Source organism: Aureibaculum algae (assembly GCF_006065315.1).
Taxonomy (GTDB): domain Bacteria; phylum Bacteroidota; class Bacteroidia; order Flavobacteriales; family Flavobacteriaceae; genus Aureibaculum; species Aureibaculum algae.
Genome location: NZ_CP040749.1, coordinates 689,300 through 713,027, shown reverse-complemented (window position 1 = coordinate 713,027; position 23,728 = coordinate 689,300). Strand labels below are relative to the sequence as shown.

The 23,728-nt window shown below is 33.4% G+C and carries 12 protein-coding genes; 9 read left to right on the top strand and 3 right to left on the bottom strand.

The window, feature by feature from the left end; all coding sequences use genetic code 11:
• Positions 1-55: 55 nt before the first annotated feature.
• The 3 genes from FF125_RS02820 to FF125_RS02810 all read right to left on the bottom strand — a co-directional run bounded on the left by FF125_RS02820 (position 56) and on the right by FF125_RS02810 (position 5,766).
• Positions 56-2,221: a beta-L-arabinofuranosidase domain-containing protein gene (locus tag FF125_RS02820; protein WP_138948355.1), complete on the bottom strand. Its 2,166-nt coding sequence runs from the start codon at positions 2,219-2,221 to the stop codon at positions 56-58.
• Positions 2,222-2,737: 516 nt separating this feature from the next.
• The gene (locus FF125_RS02815; RefSeq protein WP_250629667.1) at positions 2,738-3,772 is read right to left on the bottom strand and encodes a glycoside hydrolase family 43 protein; all 1,035 of its coding nucleotides are present in this window, start codon (positions 3,770-3,772) and stop codon (positions 2,738-2,740) included.
• 185 nt (positions 3,773-3,957) lie between these two features.
• Complete coding sequence (locus FF125_RS02810) at positions 3,958-5,766, bottom strand: glycoside hydrolase family 2 protein (protein ID WP_138948354.1); 1,809 nt, start codon at positions 5,764-5,766, stop codon at positions 3,958-3,960.
• Positions 5,767-6,005: 239 nt separating this feature from the next.
• Here FF125_RS02810 and FF125_RS02805 point away from each other — a divergent pair, with 239 nt between their 5' ends.
• The 9 genes from FF125_RS02805 (at position 6,006) to FF125_RS02765 (ending at position 23,726) form a co-directional block, all read left to right on the top strand.
• On the top strand, positions 6,006-7,643 hold the full coding sequence (locus FF125_RS02805; protein WP_138948353.1) for an arylsulfatase: 1,638 nt from the start codon (positions 6,006-6,008) through the stop codon (positions 7,641-7,643).
• Positions 7,644-7,712: 69 nt separating this feature from the next.
• A complete protein-coding gene (locus tag FF125_RS02800) occupies positions 7,713-11,669 on the top strand; it encodes a hybrid sensor histidine kinase/response regulator transcription factor (protein ID WP_138948352.1) in 3,957 nt (1,318 codons plus the stop codon).
• Positions 11,670-11,746: 77 nt separating this feature from the next.
• Positions 11,747-13,171, top strand: coding sequence for a glycoside hydrolase family 125 protein (locus FF125_RS02795; protein ID WP_138948351.1), 1,425 nt, complete (start codon positions 11,747-11,749; stop codon positions 13,169-13,171).
• 146 nt (positions 13,172-13,317) lie between these two features.
• Positions 13,318-14,640: an L-fucose:H+ symporter permease gene (fucP, locus tag FF125_RS02790; RefSeq protein ID WP_138948350.1), complete on the top strand. Its 1,323-nt coding sequence runs from the start codon at positions 13,318-13,320 to the stop codon at positions 14,638-14,640.
• Positions 14,641-15,164: 524 nt separating this feature from the next.
• Positions 15,165-18,170: a SusC/RagA family TonB-linked outer membrane protein gene (locus FF125_RS02785; RefSeq protein WP_175418853.1), complete on the top strand. Its 3,006-nt coding sequence runs from the start codon at positions 15,165-15,167 to the stop codon at positions 18,168-18,170.
• Between the two features lie 10 nt (positions 18,171-18,180).
• On the top strand, positions 18,181-19,800 hold the full coding sequence (locus FF125_RS02780) for a RagB/SusD family nutrient uptake outer membrane protein (protein ID WP_138948349.1): 1,620 nt from the start codon (positions 18,181-18,183) through the stop codon (positions 19,798-19,800).
• Positions 19,801-19,811: 11 nt separating this feature from the next.
• Positions 19,812-20,615 carry a discoidin domain-containing protein gene (locus FF125_RS02775; RefSeq protein WP_138948348.1) on the top strand — a complete coding sequence of 268 codons (804 nt, stop codon included), beginning with the start codon at positions 19,812-19,814 and terminating at the stop codon, positions 20,613-20,615.
• Between the two features lie 251 nt (positions 20,616-20,866).
• Positions 20,867-21,586 carry a basic secretory protein-like protein gene (locus tag FF125_RS02770; RefSeq protein ID WP_138948347.1) on the top strand — a complete coding sequence of 240 codons (720 nt, stop codon included), beginning with the start codon at positions 20,867-20,869 and terminating at the stop codon, positions 21,584-21,586.
• A 19-nt stretch (positions 21,587-21,605) separates the two neighbouring features.
• Positions 21,606-23,726 carry a glycoside hydrolase domain-containing protein gene (locus tag FF125_RS02765; protein ID WP_138948346.1) on the top strand — a complete coding sequence of 707 codons (2,121 nt, stop codon included), beginning with the start codon at positions 21,606-21,608 and terminating at the stop codon, positions 23,724-23,726.
• Positions 23,727-23,728 lie beyond the last annotated feature (2 nt).

The window sequence follows — 23,728 nt, the reverse complement described above, 5'->3', positions numbered from 1 at the left end:
AAAAAAAACCCTTTTTCCCGAGCGAAATTGATAGTGTAATAGCATAGAAATCTTTCTACTTCCAGACTTTACCATCCTCCCCAATTACGGGAATAGAACTAACTCTCAACCTCGAAGCTCCCATTGGAACTAATTCCAAAATTTCCATTGGTTCGTCTGAAATTACTGGACTATCCTGCAACTCACCCGCCAAACCATATTGGTCTAATTTCCAAGCTGGTATTTTTTTACCTTTTGCTTTTAAAACATAAGGTACTGAAGCATTTGTAAAAGGAAAATTATCTTTTGGCCATGGTTTTAATTCTAGCTCGAAAGAAGATTCAGGATTTGATGCATCTAATACCAAACCATAATTCCATGCCGTATTTGGATGTATTTCAAAAGAAGGCCATTTTTCTTTATCCACACCTTTCTGCCATTTAGAGTCACCAATAGCTGTTTTATCGCTTTCTTTTTTAACATACGCTTCACCTATTTTTAAGGAGAAAGTTAATGGACCATAGTTAACACTGACACTGTTATGATTATTTTCCCATTTTCGTACGTTCAGTTCTTTTGGTAGCGATAGCGTAATTTTATCATTATTTTGCCAATATTTCTCAAGTTTAATATATTTTCCAGCTTCTGGTAGGATTTGAACTTTTTTATCATTTACAACAATTGATGCTGATTTGCACCAACCTGGAATTCGAAAATATAAAGGAAAAACATCCTCTTTTTTACATTTTACAGTAAAAGTAACATCCTCTTCGAAGGGGTAGTTTGATTTGGTTATAATACTAACTTCAGTTCCGTCACCTACTTTTGCTTTCACGTTATTGGCAGCATAAATTACTGCTGCTAATCCATTGTCCGGAGTTGCCATCCAAAGATTTTCTGATAAATATGGCCACCCTTGACCATGATTATGTTGACAGCAGCGTGAACTAAAAGGGTTCATCATCAAAAATGGACCATCATTCATAATGCCGGGACGATGATTCTTATTATCGTTAAGTACCATATTAGGGCTAGTTATATAACGTAAACTCTTAAAATCAGGTGTAAAAGCTGCAGGTAATGTATTAAATGCAACTTTTTCAGCATGGTCTGCCCAAAATATATCACCAGTTATACGAATCATATGTTCATCTGAATTCATTTGTTCCACGATACCGCAGGTTTCGATTCCTTGCCTAGGATCGTCGTATCCAGGTCGAGCATTTTCATCTGCCCCAAACATTCCACCAGGTACCTGACCAAAGTATTCTCTTATAATATCAAAGTTATCGTAGGTGGCTTGTAAGTCCTGTTTATCTCCACTAACTAAATAATATTGTGCAGGTTCACGAAAACATTGTGCTACGTTTACGTTGTGCCAATCTATTAATTTACCATACCAATCTGGCCAAACCATACCTTCTCTAACTTCTTTCCAATTTCTAATTTCCTCCAACGTATTATCTCTTTTTGACCATGGCGCTGTTACTCTATGTAATTTTTTAGCCAAATCTAACAACCATTTTTCACCGGTACGGTTGTAAAGCCACAATACACTATGTAAATTATCTCCACCTCTAATATGTTGCCAATATTGAGTTTTTGACAACAAGTTTTCATCAGGAAGGCTTAATTGGAATTTGAAATATTTACTCATTAAATCAATTATACGTTCGTCCTGTGTATACTCATAGTAAGATTGCAAACAATAGAGCATTATCATATTACTCCAAAAATCTTGCGAACCATCTTTTTCAGAAATTATAACTGGACCAAAATTACCATCTGAGCGTTGACTATTAATAGCTGCATCAATCCAAATTTGAGATTCATTGATCATAGTTTTATCTCCTAAAATATAGGCACTATTCAAATAACCTTTGAGCCAATATGGCACCTCCTCCCATCCCCAAGCACCTTTACCATCATTGGAGAGCCAAGCGTTATTTTCTTTTTGCAACCAGGCACTAATTTCTCCCAAATTACCCATTAACCCTTCGGCTTGTCTTTCCATACATTCTTTTAACCAATTTTGAGGCTGAATGGCCCCTAACGGTAATTTTATGAGTGCACTTGGCACCAACGGTGCCCTATTACTTACATAGTGAGAATTACTTGTAACTAAGATTGATGGTGATGTTACGATCTCAATGTTCATTTTACCATCAGTAACTTTATCGCAAGAATAAAATATTAAAATAAATATTACAATTGATATTGCAAGAATATTTGATTTCTTCATTTTAACAATTATTTTAAATTTGATTTTTTATTAAGCATGTCAACCTTATTATATAATACATCACTACTCCTCTTTATTTTATAGCTCGAAGTATATATAACATCGCGTAAATTAGCATACCGTTCTATTCTTAGATTTACTTCATTTAATCTTGATTAGCTATCGGCGAATAATTTAGAGATATTACTAAATCATAAAATAACATTCAAGAGGTACGGATGGACTCCTCATTCTGATGCATTTGTTTTTAGAGTTTTAGAATTATATCTATTGTACTAAATTTACTCTAGGCAATCAATTGACAAAAACTATTATTCTCACTATATTATAAGCTTCCAGTATCCATTAAGTATTTTAAAGCAAATGTTTATTCTATTTTTAATTCAGGACTTGCATTTCCCATAAAAAGAGTATGCACCCCTACATTTAATTAATCAAAATTCAGGCTCCAGTAATTACCTAACTGTTATAAATACAAAAAATGAGTACACCTAATACTAGTTATCTGAACATCTATTATATTGGCATATTTATAATTTTATTAATAGGCACACCTTCATTCGTCATAATTATGGGTTTTATCGTACCATCTTTATTAAAGTCCATTTTGTCTATACAGGTTTCTCTTGAATTTCCATCCGTTTCAGTAAGTGGTCTTCTGTGATATAAAATATAAAAATCATCCGTACTTGGGTTATGTATTACAGAATGATGACCGGCTCCAGTAGCAATACTAGGGTCTTGTTTTAATATCTTACCCTTCCTTTTAAAGGGACCAAATGGAGAATCCGCAATTGCATAAGCCACACTATAATCAGGACCTGTCCAACCCCCTTCACTCCACATAAAATAATATTTACCATCTTTAATAAACATAAATGGTCCTTCCACATAATTATGAGGTGTTATTTCTTTAAAAACAGTTCCATCGTCAAATGCTTTAAATCCTGTAAAATCATCGTTTAATTTTGCGATATTACAGTGCTTCCATCCTCCATAAATGAGATAATATTGACCATCTTTATCATGAAAAACAAATTGATCAATAGGCTGAGCACCATTATGAAATTTATCAATAAGTGGCTCACCTAATAAATCTTTATAAGGACCTTCAGGAGTATCAGAAACTGAAACACCTATACCTCCCTTTTCGTCATCACTTTGAATATCGTTAGCCCCAAAAAAAAGATAATACTTATCATTTTTCTCTATTATAGAAGGAGCCCACATAGCTTTCTTGGCCCATTTTACGGAAATAGTATCCAAAATCTTTTCATGTTTTGTCCATTGAACAAGGTCTGGTGAGGAAAAAGCATCAAAGAAAACTTGCTTTTCGTATTTAGCTGAATAAGTAGGAAAAACCCAATATTTATCATCGAAAATAATACCTTCAGGATCTGCATACCACCCTTCAAAAACTGGATTTCCACTCTTAATTGTTACTAAAGAGTCCTGTTCTTGATCCTTAAAAACTTCAATATTAGAGGGTTTATTTTTGCACCCCATTGCCAATAAAAAAATTAAAAACAAGGTAGAATATACGTTATTCATTTTTTTGATCGTTTGCATATATTTTAATTTAAGATTACTAAAAACTTCTCAATCCTTAAGTTATTCAGAAATAGAAATTCAATTGTAAATAAAGTAATTTGCATTTTTTAATAATTTGTGATGTCTAACTTCCAATAGTCATCTTAAACTATTCAAACGTGCTTCAATATTGGTTAATGAAAAGGTTACTTCTGAAGCATTTGTATCACCGCTTCATTGGCTTGACGTACTTTAGCAATGTTCATCTTATCTATTTTCCTATCGTAGGTCATAAAACCGTTTATCTCACCTTCTACATCTGTGGTTTGCGTATAAACTGCAGCCGAAAATCCTGTTTTAACTAATCCACCAAGCTTTTTGGCATATTCAACATATTTAGCAGTCGTCTCTTCGGAATTTTTAAACTGAACATACCCCCAGTTTTTATCGGTTTTCCATAGATGACCTTCTAACGGTAAACCAATACCGCCATATTCACCAAGTACCGTTACTCTGTTGGCATCATATAAAAATAAATTAGGATCAGGATAGTTGTGTAAATCCAAAATATCACCAGTTGGAAAATGATTACCTCCACTTGCCGAATTTATCAACCTTGATGGATCCAATTTCTTCGTCCATTCAGTAATTTCAACAGTGTCAAACTGTCCCCATGACTCGTTAAAAGGTACCCAAACTACAATGCTCGGATAGGGTTGCAAGTAATCTATAATTTCTTCCCATTCTTTTTTATAAATTTGTTTTGACGATTTAGTTCTACTAATTTCATTCCCTTTATAGAAACTTCTCATTTGCCATCCAGGTCCTTGATCACCATTTGGCATGTCCTGCCAAACCAACACACCTAATTGATCACAATGAGTATACCATCGGGCAGGTTCAACTTTCACGTGTTTTCTTATCATATTAAAACCAAGTTCTTTAGTTTTAACAATGTCATATTTCAACGCTTCATCTGTAGGAGCAGTATATAATCCATCTGGCCACCAACCTTGATCCAAAGGACCAAATTGGAAATAGTCTTTATTATTCAATTGCATCCTTACAATACCATTTTCATCTCTTTTGGAAGATATTTTACGCATAGCAAAATAACTTTTAACCTCATCAACTGTTTTGTTTCCACTTAGTAGTTTAATGGTAGTATTATACAAAAAAGGAGATTCGGGTGACCATAATTTAGGATTATCTAAATTTATTTCGATGTTTTCACCAACAGCACCTTTTACGTTTTTTATTCTTTTAGTCCCATCAAATACGGTTATTTCGAGAATATCACCATATGACACTCCGGTCGTTTCAGCGCGAACATTTAATTTATTGTGATCTAAATCTGGTGTGATCGTTAAATCCGAAACGCTTTTTTTATTCACTGGTTCAATCCAAACAGTTTGCCAAATTCCGGTCACCGGGGTATACCAAATACCATGAGGGTTTTTAATTTGTTTACCTCGAGGTTGTGGACCATCGCTTGACGGATCCCAAACTCTGACTACTAATTTTTGTGATTTCCCATCTAAAAAAGGTGTAATATCAAATGAAAAAGGTGAATATCCACCCGTATGAGAGCCAATTTTGATATCATTGAGCCAAAAATCTGCTTTCCAATCAACCGCCCCAAAATGCAAGAGTATATTTTTATTACCCCAGTTATTGGGAACTATAAAATTAGTTTCATACCATAATTCTTTATGTTCGCCCACATCTTTCATTACCCCCGACAAACTGGATTCAACTGCGAAGGGTACCAATATTTTACCATCATATTTTTCAGGCATTGTTTTTCCATAATCTTGTATACTGTAATCCCATAAACCATTTAGGTTTTTCCATTGACTGCGTTTCATAATCGGTCTAGGATACTCTTCTAGAACATTAGTTGGGTCAATCATTTCAGCCCACTTCGTTTTTATTTTATCTCCAGCAGGTTTCCATTGCGCTCCTACGGGTTTTGCCAATAATAATGTGACTGTAATAAGTAATATTTTTTTCATCAATTTAGGTTTAGTTCACGTATTTAATTCAATAATTGAATTTTGATTTACTTCTCAAAAGAAATGAAAAAAACAATATAAATTGACCCAAAACATTTCATTTTACCATACAAACTGTTCAAATCTCTAATTTCAAAATAAAAATTATTGTATTTGGAACAAATTGTAGAACTCTGACACGGTTTGCTTAATGCTATTTCGGTCAATCTGTTTAAATTGCGATTATATTTTATAAGGTTATGGTTGGAAAAGTACTAATTTTTATTTCGCTTTTATTTTTAGCATCGTGCAAAAAAAATGAAGTAGAAACAACGAAACAACGACCGAATATTATATTAATAATGTCAGATGATATGGGCTATTCTGACATTTCACCCTTTGGCGGCGAAATTGACACACCAAACTTGACAAAATTAGCAGATGAGGGCTTAAAGTTTACTCAATTTTACAATACAGGAAGATGTTGTCCCACGCGTGCTTCATTATTAACAGGTTGTTACCCTCAAGAAGCGGGAGTAGGACATATGACAAATCCACCTAGCAACGCTGTTGGGCATAATTACGGCGTACTCGAATACCAAGGTTATCTGAGCAAAAATACCGTGACAATTGCCGAGGTCTTAAAAGCTTCTGGTTATACTACTATGATGGCCGGAAAATGGCATTTAGGCTATGAAAATATAGATCAATGGCCAATGCAACGAGGATTTGATAATTTTTATGGAATTGTGCCAGGGGCAGCCAATCTATTTAAACCAGTGCATCCGAGGGGTATTGTTTCTGGAAATGAAAAAATTGAAATAACCGATCCTGACTTTTACACCACCGATGTATTTACGGATAATGCCATTCAATTTATAAATCAATCAAAAAATAAATCAGCGGACAAACCTTTCTTTTTATATTTAGCTTATAATGCTCCACATTGGCCGATTCAAGCTCCTCAAGAAGTTGTGGATAAGTATAAAGGTAAGTACAAAGAAGGTTGGCAGAAATTACGTTTGGAACGCTATGAGCGGATGAAGAAAATGGGGATAATAAATTCAGATTGGCAATTGACACCTCAAGATTCAAGAGATTGGGATTCTTTAGATGAAGATAAGAAGAAAGAAATGGACTTAAGAATGGCTATTTATGCAGCAATGGTGGATAGAATGGATCAAAACATTGGACGTTTGGTTGATAGTTTAAAAACAAACAACTTATTTGACAATACTATCATTATGTTTCTAAATGATAATGGTGCATGTGCTGAATTTTCGGAATTGGCGGATGGTCCTGCAGCGCAATTAGAGACTAAAGAAGGTTATATATTGACGTATGGTAGCGCTTGGGCCAATGCATCTAACACGCCATATAGAGAGTACAAACATTGGCTTCATGAAGGTGGTATTGCTACGCCATTTATAATACATTGGCCAAATGGTATTGAGGCAAAGATGAACGGAAAAATAATTAATGGATATGGCTTTCTACCAGATATTATGGCAACTGTTTTGGATGTCTCCAATGCTGATTACCCCTTGAATTTTAACAATAATGCTATCGTCCCGATGTCAGGAAAGAGTCTTGTACCTCTATGGAATAATGCAGAAAAGCAAATACACTCTGAACCTATTTTTTGGGAACATGAGGGGAATAAGGCCGTGAGAATGGGTAAGTATAAATTGGTACAAAAATGGGAAAAAGATCAAAACAATTGGGAGCTTTACAATATGGATAACGATCGTACAGAAATGCATAATTTGATTCAAGAAATGCCAGAGAAAGCAACCGAGATGATCGGTTATTATGATAGCTGGGCAACGCGGATAAAAGTCTTACCATGGAACGAGGTTTTAAGTATTATAGAAGAAAAAAATAATCAACACAACTAGCATAAAAATTTTCAAATGTTTTATTTGACAAAAAGTAAGAAATTTTCATAAATTGTATTTTAATCAGAAATGAAGAACAAAACTATCTTTCTATTACTCTTACTATTACCCTATTATATTTCATGGGGTCAAGAGTATTACTTTAAACATTATCAAGTGGAAGATGGCTTGTCTCATAATACCGTACAAACTGCCATTCAGGGAAAACAAGGATTTTTATGGTTCGGAACCAAAGATGGTTTAAACAGGTTTGATGGTTATCATTTTAAAACATTTCGGAACAGTGTTAATGATTCAACAAGTATTGGCAGTAATTATATTGAATGTCTGCTTGAGTTCAATGATACACTCTGGGTTGGAACTGACAGTGGAGTATATCATTATAATGAAAATAAAGAGAATTTTGATCTAATTAAAGTTTCTAAAAATAGGCCTATTTTAGATATTGAACATGATAATAAAGGAAACCTTTGGTATATAGGAGGTTCGACATTATTTAAATACAACATAGCTTCAAAAGAAACAAAAATCTTTGACACTGAAATCTACTTCCATAATGAAGAATTGACAAGAACTCCCGACGGAGAGATATGGACAGCTATGGGCAGTTTAATCCGTCATTATAAAAGTAAAACTAACTCGTTTAATGAAATTAAAATTACATCAAAAAAAGACACTGAAGTTCCAATACGAATAAACAAGTTATTTGCGTTAGACAATAACACAATTCTTATTGGGACAAGGGATCATGGGGTTTTTTCTTATGATATAAAAAATCGCGTTACAAAACATTTAATGCCTGAAATTACAGAACCATTATTTGTGAGGGATTTTATTAAAGGAGAGAATGGTGAACTTTGGATTGCAACTGAATTAGGTATATATATTTATAACTTTGAAGACAAAAGTTATAAAAATTTAAGAAAAAGTTACAACAATCCGTATTCTTTATCAGACAATGCAGTGTATACGCTAGCTCGTGACAAGGAAGGAGGAATATGGATAGGCACTTATTTTGGTGGAATCAATTACTATCCAAAACAATATACAACGTTTCATAAATATTTTCCAAAAATTTCAGAAAATTCAATTAGCGGTAATGCTGTTCGTGAAATACGAGAAGATAAAGACGGGAATCTTTGGATAGGAACAGAAGATGCAGGCTTAAACAAACTCAATCCAAAAACTGGAATTTTCACAAATTACAATTCTACAATCGAAAACAGTACTCTATCCCATTATAATATTCATGGTATTTTACCACAAGATGAAACACTCTGGATTGGCACTTTTGAGCATGGAATTGATATAATGAATACTAAAACTGAAAAGGTCATAAAAACCTATAAAACGGACGGTAATTCTGGTCTTTCTAGTAATTTCGCCTTTACATTATATGAGGGCAAAAACAATCAAATTTATGTTGTCACAACATCAGGAGTACAAATATTCGATCCTAAAACGAATAAATTTTCCACAATTGAGGCTTTTCCAGAAGGAATATTCTTTACTTCTTTTATGGAAGATAGTAAAGGTATACTTTGGGCAGGAACCTATTGGAATGGTCTATTTTTTTATGACCCTTCAACCAATAAGAGTGGTGTTTATAGCAAACAAGACCTTAATGTAAATAATGGGATAAGTAGTAATGCAATAAATGGAATTTTTGAGGATAGTGAACAAAATATTTGGATAACAACAGAAAACGGACTCAACTTATTTCATCGTAATTCAAAAGATTTCAAAAAATATGATGTCAATGATGGTTTTCCTAGCAGTGCTTTTTATGCGATAATAGAAGATAGAAACAACTTGCTATGGATAACAACCTCTAAAGGGTTAGTCTCCTATAATCCAAAAACTGAACATAAGAGCACCTATACAAAAGCCAATGGATTATTGAGTGATCAATTCAATTACAATTCTGCTTATAAAGATGAACATGGTACAATGTATTTTGGGAGTGTTAATGGTATGATAAGTTTTAATCCTGAAAATTTTATAAAGAATAATTATAAACCAACAATTCTAATTACAGGGTTTAAAATTAACAACGAAGAGGTTCCTCTTAAAACAAAAGGTTCTCCATTAACAAAATCAATAACGTTTACGAACAAAATTCAATTACAACCTGATCAGACAACATTTAGTTTAGATTTTTCAGCACTCAGTTTTACGGCTCCTGAAATGACTGATTATTGGTTTAAATTAAAAGGGTTACATGAAGATTGGGTTTATTTACAAAAAAAACATAGTGTATATTTTACAGAATTACCTTCTGGAAAATATGATTTTATGGTCAAATCACTCAACAATAACGGAGTTTGGAGCGAAGAAGTTTCAACATTAAAAATTGAAATATTACCAGTCTTTTGGAAAAGCAGCCTTGCTTATTCACTTTATATATTATGTACAATTTTAGCAACTCTTGTAGTGTTAAGACTATATAATAGCAGAATTAAAATCAAAAATTTTAATACACTAAGAGAAATTAATAACAAAAAGGAAAAAGAAATATTTCAATCTAAAATTGAATTTTTCACAAATGTTTCTCACGAAATTCGCACCCCCTTAACACTTATAAAAAGTCCGTTAGAAAAATTGTTAAAAAATGTTGAACCGGGTTCAGACCTTTCTGATAACCTCAACATTATGGATAAAAACACTTCAAGATTATTAGACCTAACAAATCAGCTGCTTGACTTTAGAAAAGCTGAACTAGAAAATATGGCCTTAACTTTTGTTAAGACAAACATTTCATTACTTCTAAAGGATACTCACACGAGGTTCAGTCAAATAATCCTTGAAAAAAATATTGAATTTGACATTGTTCTTAACTCTCAAAACATATACGCATATGTTGATGCCGAGGCCTTAAAAAAAATATTAAGCAATTTACTCAATAATGCAATAAAATATGCAGATCAAAAAGTTATAGTATCCCTCACCTCTAGTGAAGACTCAATTCAATTGACTGTAAAGAATGACGGAGTGCTTATACCTGCGCATTTAAAGAATAAAATATTCGAACCATTTTTTAGAGAACAAGAGGTTAAAAACGATCATCAACCAGGCACGGGTATCGGTCTTTCACTAGCCCAATCTTTAACAGACCTTCATAAAGGAAACTTATATCTAGACACTAGCGACGCCAACATGAATATTTTTGTACTTAAACTTCCAATTCATCAAGAAAAAGAATTCAAATTAAAAACCTCAGAAACCAGTGAAACTGTTGAAACTAAAGGCAATCTAAAAATCGATACTGAACATAATAGCCCCAGTATTTTACTAGTAGAAGATAATATTGATTTATTAGATTTTGTTGCAAAAGAGCTTAACATAGACTATGTCGTTTTTAAAGCTGAAAATGCTGAAATAGCTTTAAGAATTATTGCAACTGAAAATATTCATTTAATAGTCAGCGATGTGATGATGCCCGGTATGGATGGGTTTAAGCTTTGCGAAAAATTAAAAACAGATTTAGAAACAAGTCACATCCCTATAATTCTATTAACGGCTAGATCAGCGATAGCTGCTAAAATAGAAGGTTTGGAAATTGGGGCTGATGCCTATATTGAAAAACCCTTTTCCATGACCTATCTAAAGGTTCAAATAGCAAATCTCATTGAAAACCGGGAGCATATTTTGAATTATTACTCCAGTTCACCATTAGCACATGTTCGGAGCTTAGCCCATACAAAAACTGATGAATCCTTTATTAAGAAATTAGATGATATAATTTTTAAAAACATATCAGACCCTAAATTAAGTGTTGAGTCATTGGCTGATGCGATGCATATGAGTCGCTCCACTTTTTATAGAAAAATAAAGGAGATGTCTAACTTAAGCCCCAATGAATTAGTAAATATAACGCGATTAAAAAAAGCAGCAGAATTACTAAAATTGGGTGATTATAAAATTTATGAAGTAGCAGAAATGGTCGGTTATAATTCACAGACTAGTTTTGGAAGAAACTTCCAGAAACAGTTTAATATGACACCAAGTGAATATATGAATGACTAATTGCATCAAAATGATATTAAAACAGCAAACTACCTAGGTAAAAAAAACACCCTAGTATAAGATAACACTAATCAATTATGCAAAGACGAAAATTTATTAGAAATACAGCATTAATGGGTGGATTAGCAATGCTTGATCCATTTCAATTGACAGCAACCAATTCTTTAAAGAATTTCCCAATAGTTCGAACTCCAAAAAGACAACGAAATTTTGAAAGTAAATCTGTTGAAAGCGCCATTGAAGAATTCCAAAAAAATGTAAAAGATAAAGAGTTAGGGTGGTTATTCAACAATTGTTTTCCCAATACATTGGACACCACAGTAACTTTTACTAAAAAGAATAATAAGCCAGACACTTATGTTATTACCGGAGATATTGATGCCATGTGGTTACGTGACAGCTCCGCACAAGTTTGGCCATATATGGCTTTTCTAGATCAAGACAAAGACCTAAAAGATCTTATTGCAGGTGTTATCAATAGACAGACTCAATACATATTAAAAGACCCATATGCAAACGCATTTTATAATGACCCTAATAAAAAAGGGGAATGGACAACAGACCATACTAAAATGCTTCCAGGGGTGCACGAACGCAAATATGAAATTGATTCGTTATGTTATCCTATTAGATTAGGTTATAATTATTGGAAAACTACCGGTGATACAACCCCTTTTGACCAAGATTGGAAAAAGGCAATAAAAGCTACGTTAAAAGTTTTTATAGAACAACAAGAAAAGGATGGTTCAAACCCATATTCTTTTGAAAGAACAACCCCAAAAGGTACTGACACAAGAAATTTAAAAGGTTATGGATATCCGGTTAAACCGGTCGGCTTAATATGCTCTGCTTTTAGACCTAGTGATGATTCCACGCTATTTTCATTTTTAATACCCTCTAACTTTTTTGCTGTTGTTAGCTTAAGACAGGCTGCTGAAATGATTAAAAAAATTGAAGGTGATCATTCTTTGGCAAATGAACTAAATGAACTTGCTGATGAAGTTGAAACAGCCATAAAAAAACATGGTATTGTTAACCACCCTAAATATGGAGACATATACGCTTTTGAGGTTGATGGTTATGGAAACCATTTACTTATGGATGATGCAAATATCCCTAGCTTAATATCATTGCCTTATTTAGATGCCGTTGATAAAGACGACTGGGTATATCAAAACACAAGAGAGTTTGTTTGGTCTTTAGACAATCCTTTCTTTTTTAAAGGGAAAGCTGCCGAAGGTATTGGCGGACCACATGTAGGACTGAAAATGATATGGCCCATGGCTACAACTATGAGAGCACTTACAAGCACTGATCCTAATGAAATTAAAGAATGTATCAAAACTTTAAAAGCTACCCATGGTGAAACCGGTTTTATGCATGAAACCTTTCACGTTGATGATCCTAAGAACTTTACCAGATCTTGGTTTGCTTGGGCAAACACTCTTTTTGGTGAATTGCTTTGGAAAACTTATCAATCGCATCCAGAACTTCTACAATAATAACTATACGTTTAGCAATACGAAGATTAACAAATAACTAACCAATTTGAGATTGAGCATAATTCGATTTAACTAAATCGATATAGCAACCCTTGTTGTGTGGTCATCAATCTTTATGATAATTAAACACCATTAAATTTAATCCAATGAAACACTCAGAAAAAACACCTCTTGTTGAAAAAAAAGTTCTTATTCCATTCATATTGATCACTTCACTATTTGCATTATGGGGTTTTGCCAACGCTGTAACAGACCCTATGGTGCAAGCTTTTAAAAAGGTATTAGAATTATCAAACTCAGAAGCAGCTTGGGTTCAAACAGCATTTTATGGTGGTTACTTTTGTATGGCTCTACCAGCTGCAATGTTTATGAGAAAATATTCTTATAAAGTTGGCATTCTAATTGGGTTAGGTCTTTATGCCACGGGAGCACTTCTATTCTATCCAGCAGCTCAAACTGAAAGTTTTGTATTCTTTTGTTTAGGGTTGTATATCCTTACATTTGGATTGGCCTTTTTAGAAACTGCGGCAAATCCTTATGCACTGGCAATGGGCGCAAAGGAAACAGCGACACAGCGCTTAAATTTGGCACAAGCATTCAACCCTGTAGGATTAATTTTAGGATTGATAGTAGCACAACAAGTTGTATTAAAGAATTTACAATCGGATGATGTAGAGAATTTTAGTGCTTTAGATGAAGCTTCCAAATTATTAATTCGCACTTCTGATTTAATGGTAATACGGAATCCATATGTAATATTAGGATTGATAATTACTGCAGTATTTATAATTTTCCTTGTGAGTAAAATGCCACAATCAAAAGACAGTGGTAGTATGCCCAAAATTGGAAAAACCTTTGCTGTTTTAATCAAAAATAAAAAATATGTCTTTGGCGTTTTGGCCCAAATATTTCACACAGGATGTTTAATTATGTGCTGGACTTATATATATCAATATGCCGAAGCCATAGGAATAAATAATGTTACAGCTGGCTACTACCAAATGGCAGCCTTTATTTTATTCACTATAGGACGCGCAATAGGGACCTATTTGTTAAGATTTATCAGCTCAGGTAAACTATTGATGTATTTTGCCATATTTGGTGGCCTATTTACGGTTGGCGCAATATTTATTCATGGTATTGTGGGCTTATATAGTTTGGTAGGAATTTCTTTTTTTATGTCACTAATGTTTCCTACAATTTATGGCATTTCACTTGGAGACTTAACAGAAGAGCAAACAAAAGTAGGTTCTGCAGGTTTAATTATGGCGATAGTTGGTGGTGCTACATTGCCCAAAATACAAGCGCTTATAATTGACATTGGTGGAAACGGTGTAGCTGACACTAGTATTCTAGGGGTATCTGAAATTAACTTTTCTTTTGTTTTACCACTATTGAGCTTTATATATATAGGATGGTATGGTTTAAATGTCTTTAAAAAGTATGAAGTAAAAAAAATTAAAAGCTAGATTTAATCTTAATTCTTCAATTTCTCTTTTCTTCACAGAAAAAGGTACGGTGAAACTTTATTGCACACGATCAGGGAACGTAGGATAAATTATTTATTCAAATTTATATAATATGATTTTCTATATGTCTTATCGGTTACCATTTACAATATTTAGAAGAATTAAATAAAATAGTATTCGAAATTATTGAAAGATATAGGTTAAAAAAATATGATTTTCATTTTTCAGAAACTTGAAACCACTTTAAAACATTGGCATATTGAAGTATTTTAGAAAATAGTACTAATATATTTGGTTTAACTAAATCGTTTTACTAATTTTATCTCGTTAATTAACAGACTACTAACTTTAATATAATTAATTCAATTTTTAATGAAAAAACGACAATTTCTAAAACAGTCAAAATGGGATGAACTTATCATTTTTCGACGGCACACAAGTATTCATTTTTAATCAAAAAAGGATGAATTTAATACCATTTTACAACTTAACTTATTTAATGAATACTCATAAAAGTGAAAACGATGAAAAACAAACCTATTAAGCAGAAAGTAAGGATAATGCTAATTACCTTACTCTTATCGTTGTTTTATTTACAACAAGGATTTGCACAAGTCCAAATACCCATTTCTGGAATTGTAAAAGACTCCAATGGAGTTCCACTTCCAGGTGCCAGTGTTATTGAAAAAAACACTACTAACGGCACTATAACCGATTTTGACGGAGAATTCTCTATCAAAGTTGCATCAAAAAATTCTATATTATTAGTTTCATTTATTGGATATAGCAATATTGAAATTAAAATAGGATCTCAAACCAAAATTAATGTTCAATTGGAAGAGGATGCACAAAACTTAAATGAAGTAGTTCTTATTGGATATGGTTCTCAGCAGAGAAAAGCCGTATCTACCGCAGTCGCTAAAGTTGCATCCGAAGATTTTAACCAAGGTGCAGTTGGAAATTCAATGGATTTAATTCAGGGAAAAGTGGCAGGACTGCAAATAACAAGATCTGGAGGAAATAACCCGAACTCAGGTGTTGCTATACAATTAAGAGGAATTACCTCGTTGACCGGTTCTACTTCACCATTAATAGTTGTTGACGGAATCCCTGGCGGTAATTTAGATTTACTTCAACAAAATGATATAGAATCTTTTGATGTTTTAAAAGATGGAGCCGCTGCCGCGATCTATGGAACCCGTGGTACCAATGGAGTAATTTTAATTACTACTAAAAAAGGTAAAAAAGGTAAAAGTAGCTTTAACTATTCAACCTTTTTATCAAGAGATTTTGTAAATAGTAAACCAGAATTCTTATCTGCTAGTGAATTTCGTCAAGCGATAACTGACGGTATTATTAGCCCTAATAATGACTTAGGAGCTTCCACTGATATATTTGATGAATTGGTAAATGAATCAAATCTATCGCAATATCACAACTTTGTTGCTTCTGGTGGTGGAGAAACAGGCACTTATAGAGCTTCTGTATATTACAAAGATTCTCAGGGTATCGCCTTAGAGAATAGTCGTGAAGAGTTTGGTATTAGAGGTAGTTTTAATCAATCAGGATTAAATGATAAGCTGAACTTTGCATCTAGTGTGGCAGTAAATTTTAATGACGCTAATCTTTTAGGTGGTGGTCAATTTGGTATTGTAACCGATTGGAACCCTACAGCTCCAATTTTTGCTGAACCAGGAGGAGATCTTAATAATCAAGGTCTTTATGGTTTTTATCAACCAGAAAATGGATATAACCCGTTTTCAGAATATGAAAATCGCATAAACCAGAGAAAACAATTTACCTTTTCAGGTGATATGAAATTAAGTTATGAGGTTATACCAGGTTTTATAGCATCTGTATTTGGTTCTTATCAGAGAAATTCTTGGGATGATCGATATTATAGATCATCACAAGATTGGGCACAATATAATCCTGGAAGTTCCTACAACGGAACGGGCTATGCTTATAAGAGCAGCTATTTAGACTACACACAAACAATAGAACCGACTATTACATATAATAAAGATTTTGACAATAGTACTTTAGAATTTCTGGGAGGATATAGTTATCAGTATTCAACAAATGAAAATTTTTCTGCTAGTAACAGTGGTTTTACTACTGACGGTTTTCTAGATTGGAATTTAGGTGCAGGTAATGCTATTACTGATGAAGACCTTCCAAGACCTGGACTTTCTAGTTTTAAAGAAGACAATACGTTAATAGCCTATTTTACAAGAGTTAGCTATAGTTATAAAGATCGATATTTTATCCAAGGTTCTGTGAGGCATGAAGGGTCTTCAAGGTTTGGTGCTAATAACAAATGGGCTACTTTTCCTGCAATTTCTGGAGCATGGGTAATTTCTGATGAATTATTCATGGATGAAGTTGATTTTATAAACAACTTAAAACTGAGAGTTGGTTTTGGTGTTACAGGTAATCAAGGAATTCCCAATTACCAATCTATTGTAACATTAGGTACAGGTGGAAAATACCCAATCTTTGTTGGAGATGAAGCTACTTATTATCAAACCTATGGTCCTGTAAAAAACCCCAATCCAGATCTTAAATGGGAAACAAAAAAGGAATTTAACATTGGGCTAGATTTTGGGTTATTATCAAACAGATTGACTGGGGCATTGGATGTTTATACTAGAAAAACAGAAGATTTATTACTAAGTTATGATGTGCCACAACCTCCATTTGTTAGAAGTAGTATTTATACAAACGTAGGTGATATTATCAATAGTGGGATTGAATTAAGCCTTACCTACCGTATTGTTGATAAAGGAGATTTTTCATGGACTGCTGATTTTGCTGGAAGTTACCAAAATAATGAGCTGAGTAAGTTATCTAATCAAATTTATGCAGCACAAGAATTGTATGGAGGGAGCATAGGGAACCCTGGTAATTTAGGAAATGCCATTAGAAATACAGAAGGTGGTCCTATTGGAGATTTCTACGGAAAGCGTTTTGCTGGATTTACAGTTGATGGTAAATGGTTATTCCATAAAGCTGATGGAACTATAGGACGAGCAAGTGATATGACAGAAGAAGATAAGGCCATAATAGGTAATGGTTTGCCTAAATACTATGCTTCTTTAACCAATACATTTAAATATAAAAATTTAGATTTAACAGTTTTCTTTAGAGGTAAATTTAAATACGACATTTTAAATACTGTAGATTTATTTTATGGCAATCAAAATTTGTTACCTGGAAACGTACTGAACTCAGCACTTGGAGAATTTAGTCAAATTAACGAAGCTCCGCAATATTCTGATTATTATTTAGAGAGTGGAGATTTTGTGAAGTTAGATAATGTTACTTTAGGTTATAATTTTAATCTACCAGATAAAAGTCCTTTTACGGGTATACGAATTTTTGGTAGTGCCAGAAACTTAGCGACCTTCACAGGTTATACGGGTAGAGATCCTGAAGTGCAAGATACAGGTCTATATCCAGGTATAGATGATAGAAATTTTTATCCACGTACTATTACAGTAACAGCAGGAATTAATATCAATTTTTAATACTAGAAAAATGAAAACAATAAAATTAACAAAAATAGGTAGTTTGCTTGTACTGTTACTCACTTTTTCGTGTACAGATCTAGAAGAAACTACATATTCGGAATTATCAGAGAGTAACTTTTATAAAACTGAATTAGAATTGCTTCAAGCCAATTTAAGACCCTTTACACATATGCAAGCATGGCTATCATGGTCTGGTCAAAATGGGTATTATTATCACAATGTGCTGTCAGCTGATCAGATTGCGTGGCCACAAAAAGGACGACACGCTTATGACAATGGAGATCATATTAGACAACATTATCATACTTGGACACAAGAAGAAGGGCGTTTAAACAATGCATGGAGTTTAATGTGGACAGGGTTAGGTTATACAAATACAGCTATTGAGGCCATTGAGGCAGTAGACGCTGAGTCTATAGGTGTAACACCTGAACGATTAGCTTCGATAGTTGCAGAAGCTAAAGTACTACGGGCATTTCACTATATGAAAATTATGGATTTGTGGGGTAATGTGCCCATTGTAACTACTGTAGGTATTCCTACCAATCCGGAAACAGTTGACCGTACTGAGGTTTTTGCCTTTATAGAGCAAGAATTGTTGGAAAACGTTGAAAATTTACAACCACTATCTCAACAATTAATTGGCAGAATGTCTAGAGCCGTCGGGTACGCAATGCTTTCAGAACTTTACTTGAATGCCGAAATCTGGTCAGGAACTTCACGATGGGAAGAGTCTATTACCTATGCTGATAAAATTATTAATGGAGAAGGTGGAGCCTTAACAGGTAATATTATGTTAGATCAAGACCTTTTAGGCCCATATAGCAATACCAATGATCAGTCTTCCGAGAATATATTTCAGTTTCCATTCAGTCGTAAAAATGATTTTGGTTATCATTGGGGATCTTTCTATATGGGCTTTTCAAATATGACCGCAGCCTTAGATTATAATTTTTCTGGTAATAATGCCTTTGTGGTTATTCCTTCAGCATTTGACGCCTATAAAGAAATTGACATTCGTAAACAAGAATGGTTTTTATTCGGACCTCAGTATAAAATAGATACAAATGAACCTATTTTAGGTTCAGAAGAATATAGTGGAGAACCCTTTATTTATGTGAATAATATTAGAAGAAATACAGAAGGTGAAACAGGTGAAGGTTCTATGACAAATGGAGAAGAAAATAGTGGAGCCAGAATGTATAAATATAGAGCAGGGAGACAAGATGATGAAAACTATTTGGAAGGTGATTATGTAATATATCGCTTAACTGAAATGTATTTTAATAAAGCAGAAGCTCTTATGCGTGCTAACGGTGGTAGTGCAACACAGGAAGCTGTTGATTTAATCAATGAAAGTAAAATGCGTTATTTTACACCAGACGATTGGCTAACCGAAAAATATACAACGGGTACTTTAACTCTAGATGAGTTACTTGCAGAACGAGGTAGAGAATTTATTTTTGAAGGAAAAAGACGTACAGATTTAATACGGTTTGGTAAATTTACTACAGGATCGTGGTGGGATCATGAACCTACGGCAGATTTAACTCGTACACTATACCCTATACCATTAAGACAATTACAAGCTAACCCGAATCTAGTTCAAAACCCTGGATACAACTAATAATTACAACTATGAAAACATATTTTTTGAAATTTAAAAACATAGCCTACTTCGTTTTTGCTATTGCTATCTTTTCATGTGATGGAAGACGTGAATTTGCCGATTTATTAGAGACTGGTGTTAACTTAGACAACTATGACATTATTCTATTAGTATCTGGTGAATCGCAAGATGTAACGGCTACTTTTGAACCAAATATTTTCCCTAATAGAGACTATATATGGTCAGTTGATGATACAAGTGTTGCTGATTTAGTAATTAATGCAGACAAGTCAGTATCTCTTACGGCTACGGGTTCAGGAGAAACTATGCTTACTGTGACAGCAGCAGATGACGCATCAATAACCGCTTCTGCACCTCTAAAAGTAATTTCTGGAGCTCCTGTAGATATTACAGATCAGGCCACAATTACGGTGAATAGAGAATACAGCGGAGGGCCAAACGGAGCAGAAGGTTCCTTAAAATTAATAGATGGTGATTTAGGTACCAAATACTTATCCGGTTTTGTTGCTCCATTCTGGATAAATCTAGAATTTGAAGAACCTGTGGTTGCTGGATATTATGCCTTAACTTCTGGTAATGATGCATCGAGTAGAGACCCACGTGATTGGGAAATTCAAGGATCACAAGATGGCGTAACTTGGGTTACTTTAGACGCCAGATCTGATTATACTTTTCCCGATAGAATACTTACACGTGAATTCTATTTTGACAATAATACAGCTTATAAAATTTATAGGTTCGACATCTTGAACAATAATGGAAGTAGCTTATTTCAAATGCAAGAATGGCGTTTGTTTAATTTACCAAATTAATTTCAATAATACCTCGAGGTTCGTCCTCGAGGTATTTTTTTTTAAAAGAGGATTCTCAAATGAGTTTTCTTTTAAATACATATCATTAAATAGAATGATAAATTGGACAATGAATCTAAATAATTAAATGTCATCATATTGCTGTGAACAATAATTTTACGTCAGGAAATTATTTATATCGCTCATATCATAATTTAGCTTCAAATTATTCTACTCATAAATTTGCTTCAACTTTTTAAATTAGATTTAACATGATAAATATTCAATTTGTTAACATAACACTTAAAATCAATAAAGTAAAACTATTCTTCTTGTTAATTTTAACCTTTGCATGTGTAACCCTTCAAGGTTGTGCAGAGAAAGACTCTAAGTCAAGTCAGCAAGCCCCTGAAATTACTGTTATAAATGAAGATGCTAACCTACCACCAACTATAATAGAAGAGTTTCAAAATATTATTTACAAAGTATACCCTCAATTAGTAGAAGATTTTAATAATAATGCCAGGATGAATATTACTATTAAAATAGATACCACTTATAATGGGGTTGCCTATGCGAGTAATGGAAGAGTAACTGTAAGTTCTCAATGGCTTGATGCAAAACCAAATGATCTAGATTTAATGACCCATGAAATTATGCACATTATTCAAGCTTATCCAAACAATTCAGGGCCAGGATGGCTAATTGAAGGTATAGCAGATTATGTACGACATAAATATGGTGTTAGTAATGCAAAAGCCGGTTGGTCTTTAACTGAATTTTCCGATACTCAGAGTTATGAGAATAGCTATCGAATTACAGCGAGATTCTTAGTTTGGTTAAGTGAAAATTATGATGAAAAAATAGTGAATAAACTAGATGATGAATTACGATCTGGTGATTACTCTTCTGATTTGTGGAAAGAATACACTGGTTTTAATATTGATCAATTATGGGATTTATACAGCAAAAATCCTGAGATAAAATCCTGAATATATTTGACCCAAAATTATGAAACTTAAATTTTTAAAAAACATCATATTTTATATAGTTATTACCTGTATATTTTCTTGTTTTAGTTCAAGAGAATTAAAGGCCCAGACTATTTCTCAATCCAATACCTCTATTAAAATAAACCAAGAATCCGTTACAAACCAAGTAAATGTTTTTTTGGGAACTTCTGGTGACCATGGTCAAATGTCACCATCAGCATCATCACCATTTAACATGATGAGTATAGGCCCTAAAACATATGTACACCAACACACAGGCTATGAATATTATGCCAAACGCTATGAAGGTTTTACTCATACACATTTAGAAGGTGTGGGCTGTACTGGAAGTGGTGGGAATATTTTAATAAAACCAATACTAAATAAAAATACCGATACTCCTTTACTCAAAACAAAACAGCAAGCACATCCAGGGTATTATAAGGTTTCTTTTGAAAACGGATTAGCTGCAGCAATGAGCGTAAATAAAGAGTTAGGTTTTGAGCAGTATACTTATCCTAAAAGTGCTCAGGAGAAAGGATTATACGTAGATTTGTCTTTTGCCCTTTCCAACAGATTTATCTCTGAAGAACATGCTATTGATCATAATGTAATGTCCGGCTGGATAGATACGTATTCAACATGTCATCGTGGAGTATATAGAATCTACTACGCCATAGAATTCGCAGATGAATCTAAACTTGAAAAATTAGAAGATCATAAGTATTATATTTCATTGCCCTCAGAGACTACTACTTCAAATGTTAAGATTGCATTTTCATCTGTAAATGCTGAATATGCCAGAGGTAAATTGATTACAACTACATTCACACAGATAAAAGAATCATCAAATAAAGAATGGAACACTTTACTATCTCATATCACGGTTAAAGGAGAGAAGGATCGAGAAGATTTATTCTACTCCCTCCTTTATAGAGGCCTACAATCTCCTTATAAAATAAGTGAAAATGATGGCTATTATGCTGCCATTAACGGTACAATACAGAAAGCGGATTTTGAGGTTTATAACGGTTGGGCCATTTGGGATAATTATAGAGAACAGTTGCCTATGTTATCATTAATCTATCCGAATAAATATAAAAATATTGCAAAATCTATTGCTAACCTATACAAGTATGGAAAAAAAGATTGGGCCACAAAGCACGAACCTTCTCCAACGGTGAGAACAGAACATGCTATTGTTGTTTTATTAGATTCATATAAAAAGGGATACCCTATAGATTTTGCCCCTATAAAAGATTCGTTAATTGCTGAAGTAAATAGATTAGATTTTGGTGCACCTGACAAAGCCCTAGAGTCTTCTTATGATCTTTATGCCGCTTCTGAGATAATGACAATTCTGAAAGATGATAATTTGGCTAAGGAATATCATGAGAAATCTTTGGAATATAGAAGTTATTGGAATAAAGATTTTAAAGACCTTACTAAAAATGATGTAGACAGAATGCAGGCTAGAGGTTTGTATCAAGGAACAATTTGGCAATACCGTTGGTTTGTACCTTTTGATATTGCAGGGCTTAAAAATTTAACGGGAGGTGAAGATCAATTTATAAAAGAGTTAGATCAGTTCTTTAAGGAAGATAATTATAATCATGCTAATCAACCAGATTTGCAAGTTCCGGGGCTCTACAATGCCACTAAACAACCTTGGAAATCACAAAAACTTTTTAGAAATATACTTTTAGATACTGTGGTACAAAACTATTTTAATGATAATAGCAAAGGTATTGCACCATATATTGGCCGAATTTATCAAAATAAACCTAAAGCTTTTTTAAGAACAATGGATGACGATGCGGGTACCATGTCTTCGTGGTTTGTAACGCGTAGTATGGGTATCTCACCTGTAAATATTGGAACGCCAGCTTATTATATTACCGCACCTATTTTTAAACAGATCAGTATAAATTATCCGAATGGCAAAAAATTTGAAATTGAAGTAAAAAATTATAATAAAAACAATTTTTATATAAAGTCTGCTACCTTAAATGGAAAGCCTCTTCAACAAAATTGGTTATATCATGAAACCCTCTTAAAAGGTGGGAAGTTAGTCATCGAAACATCTGACAAACCAAATGTAAAGTGGGGAGTTCAAAATCCATTAGTAACAAAATTTTAAAC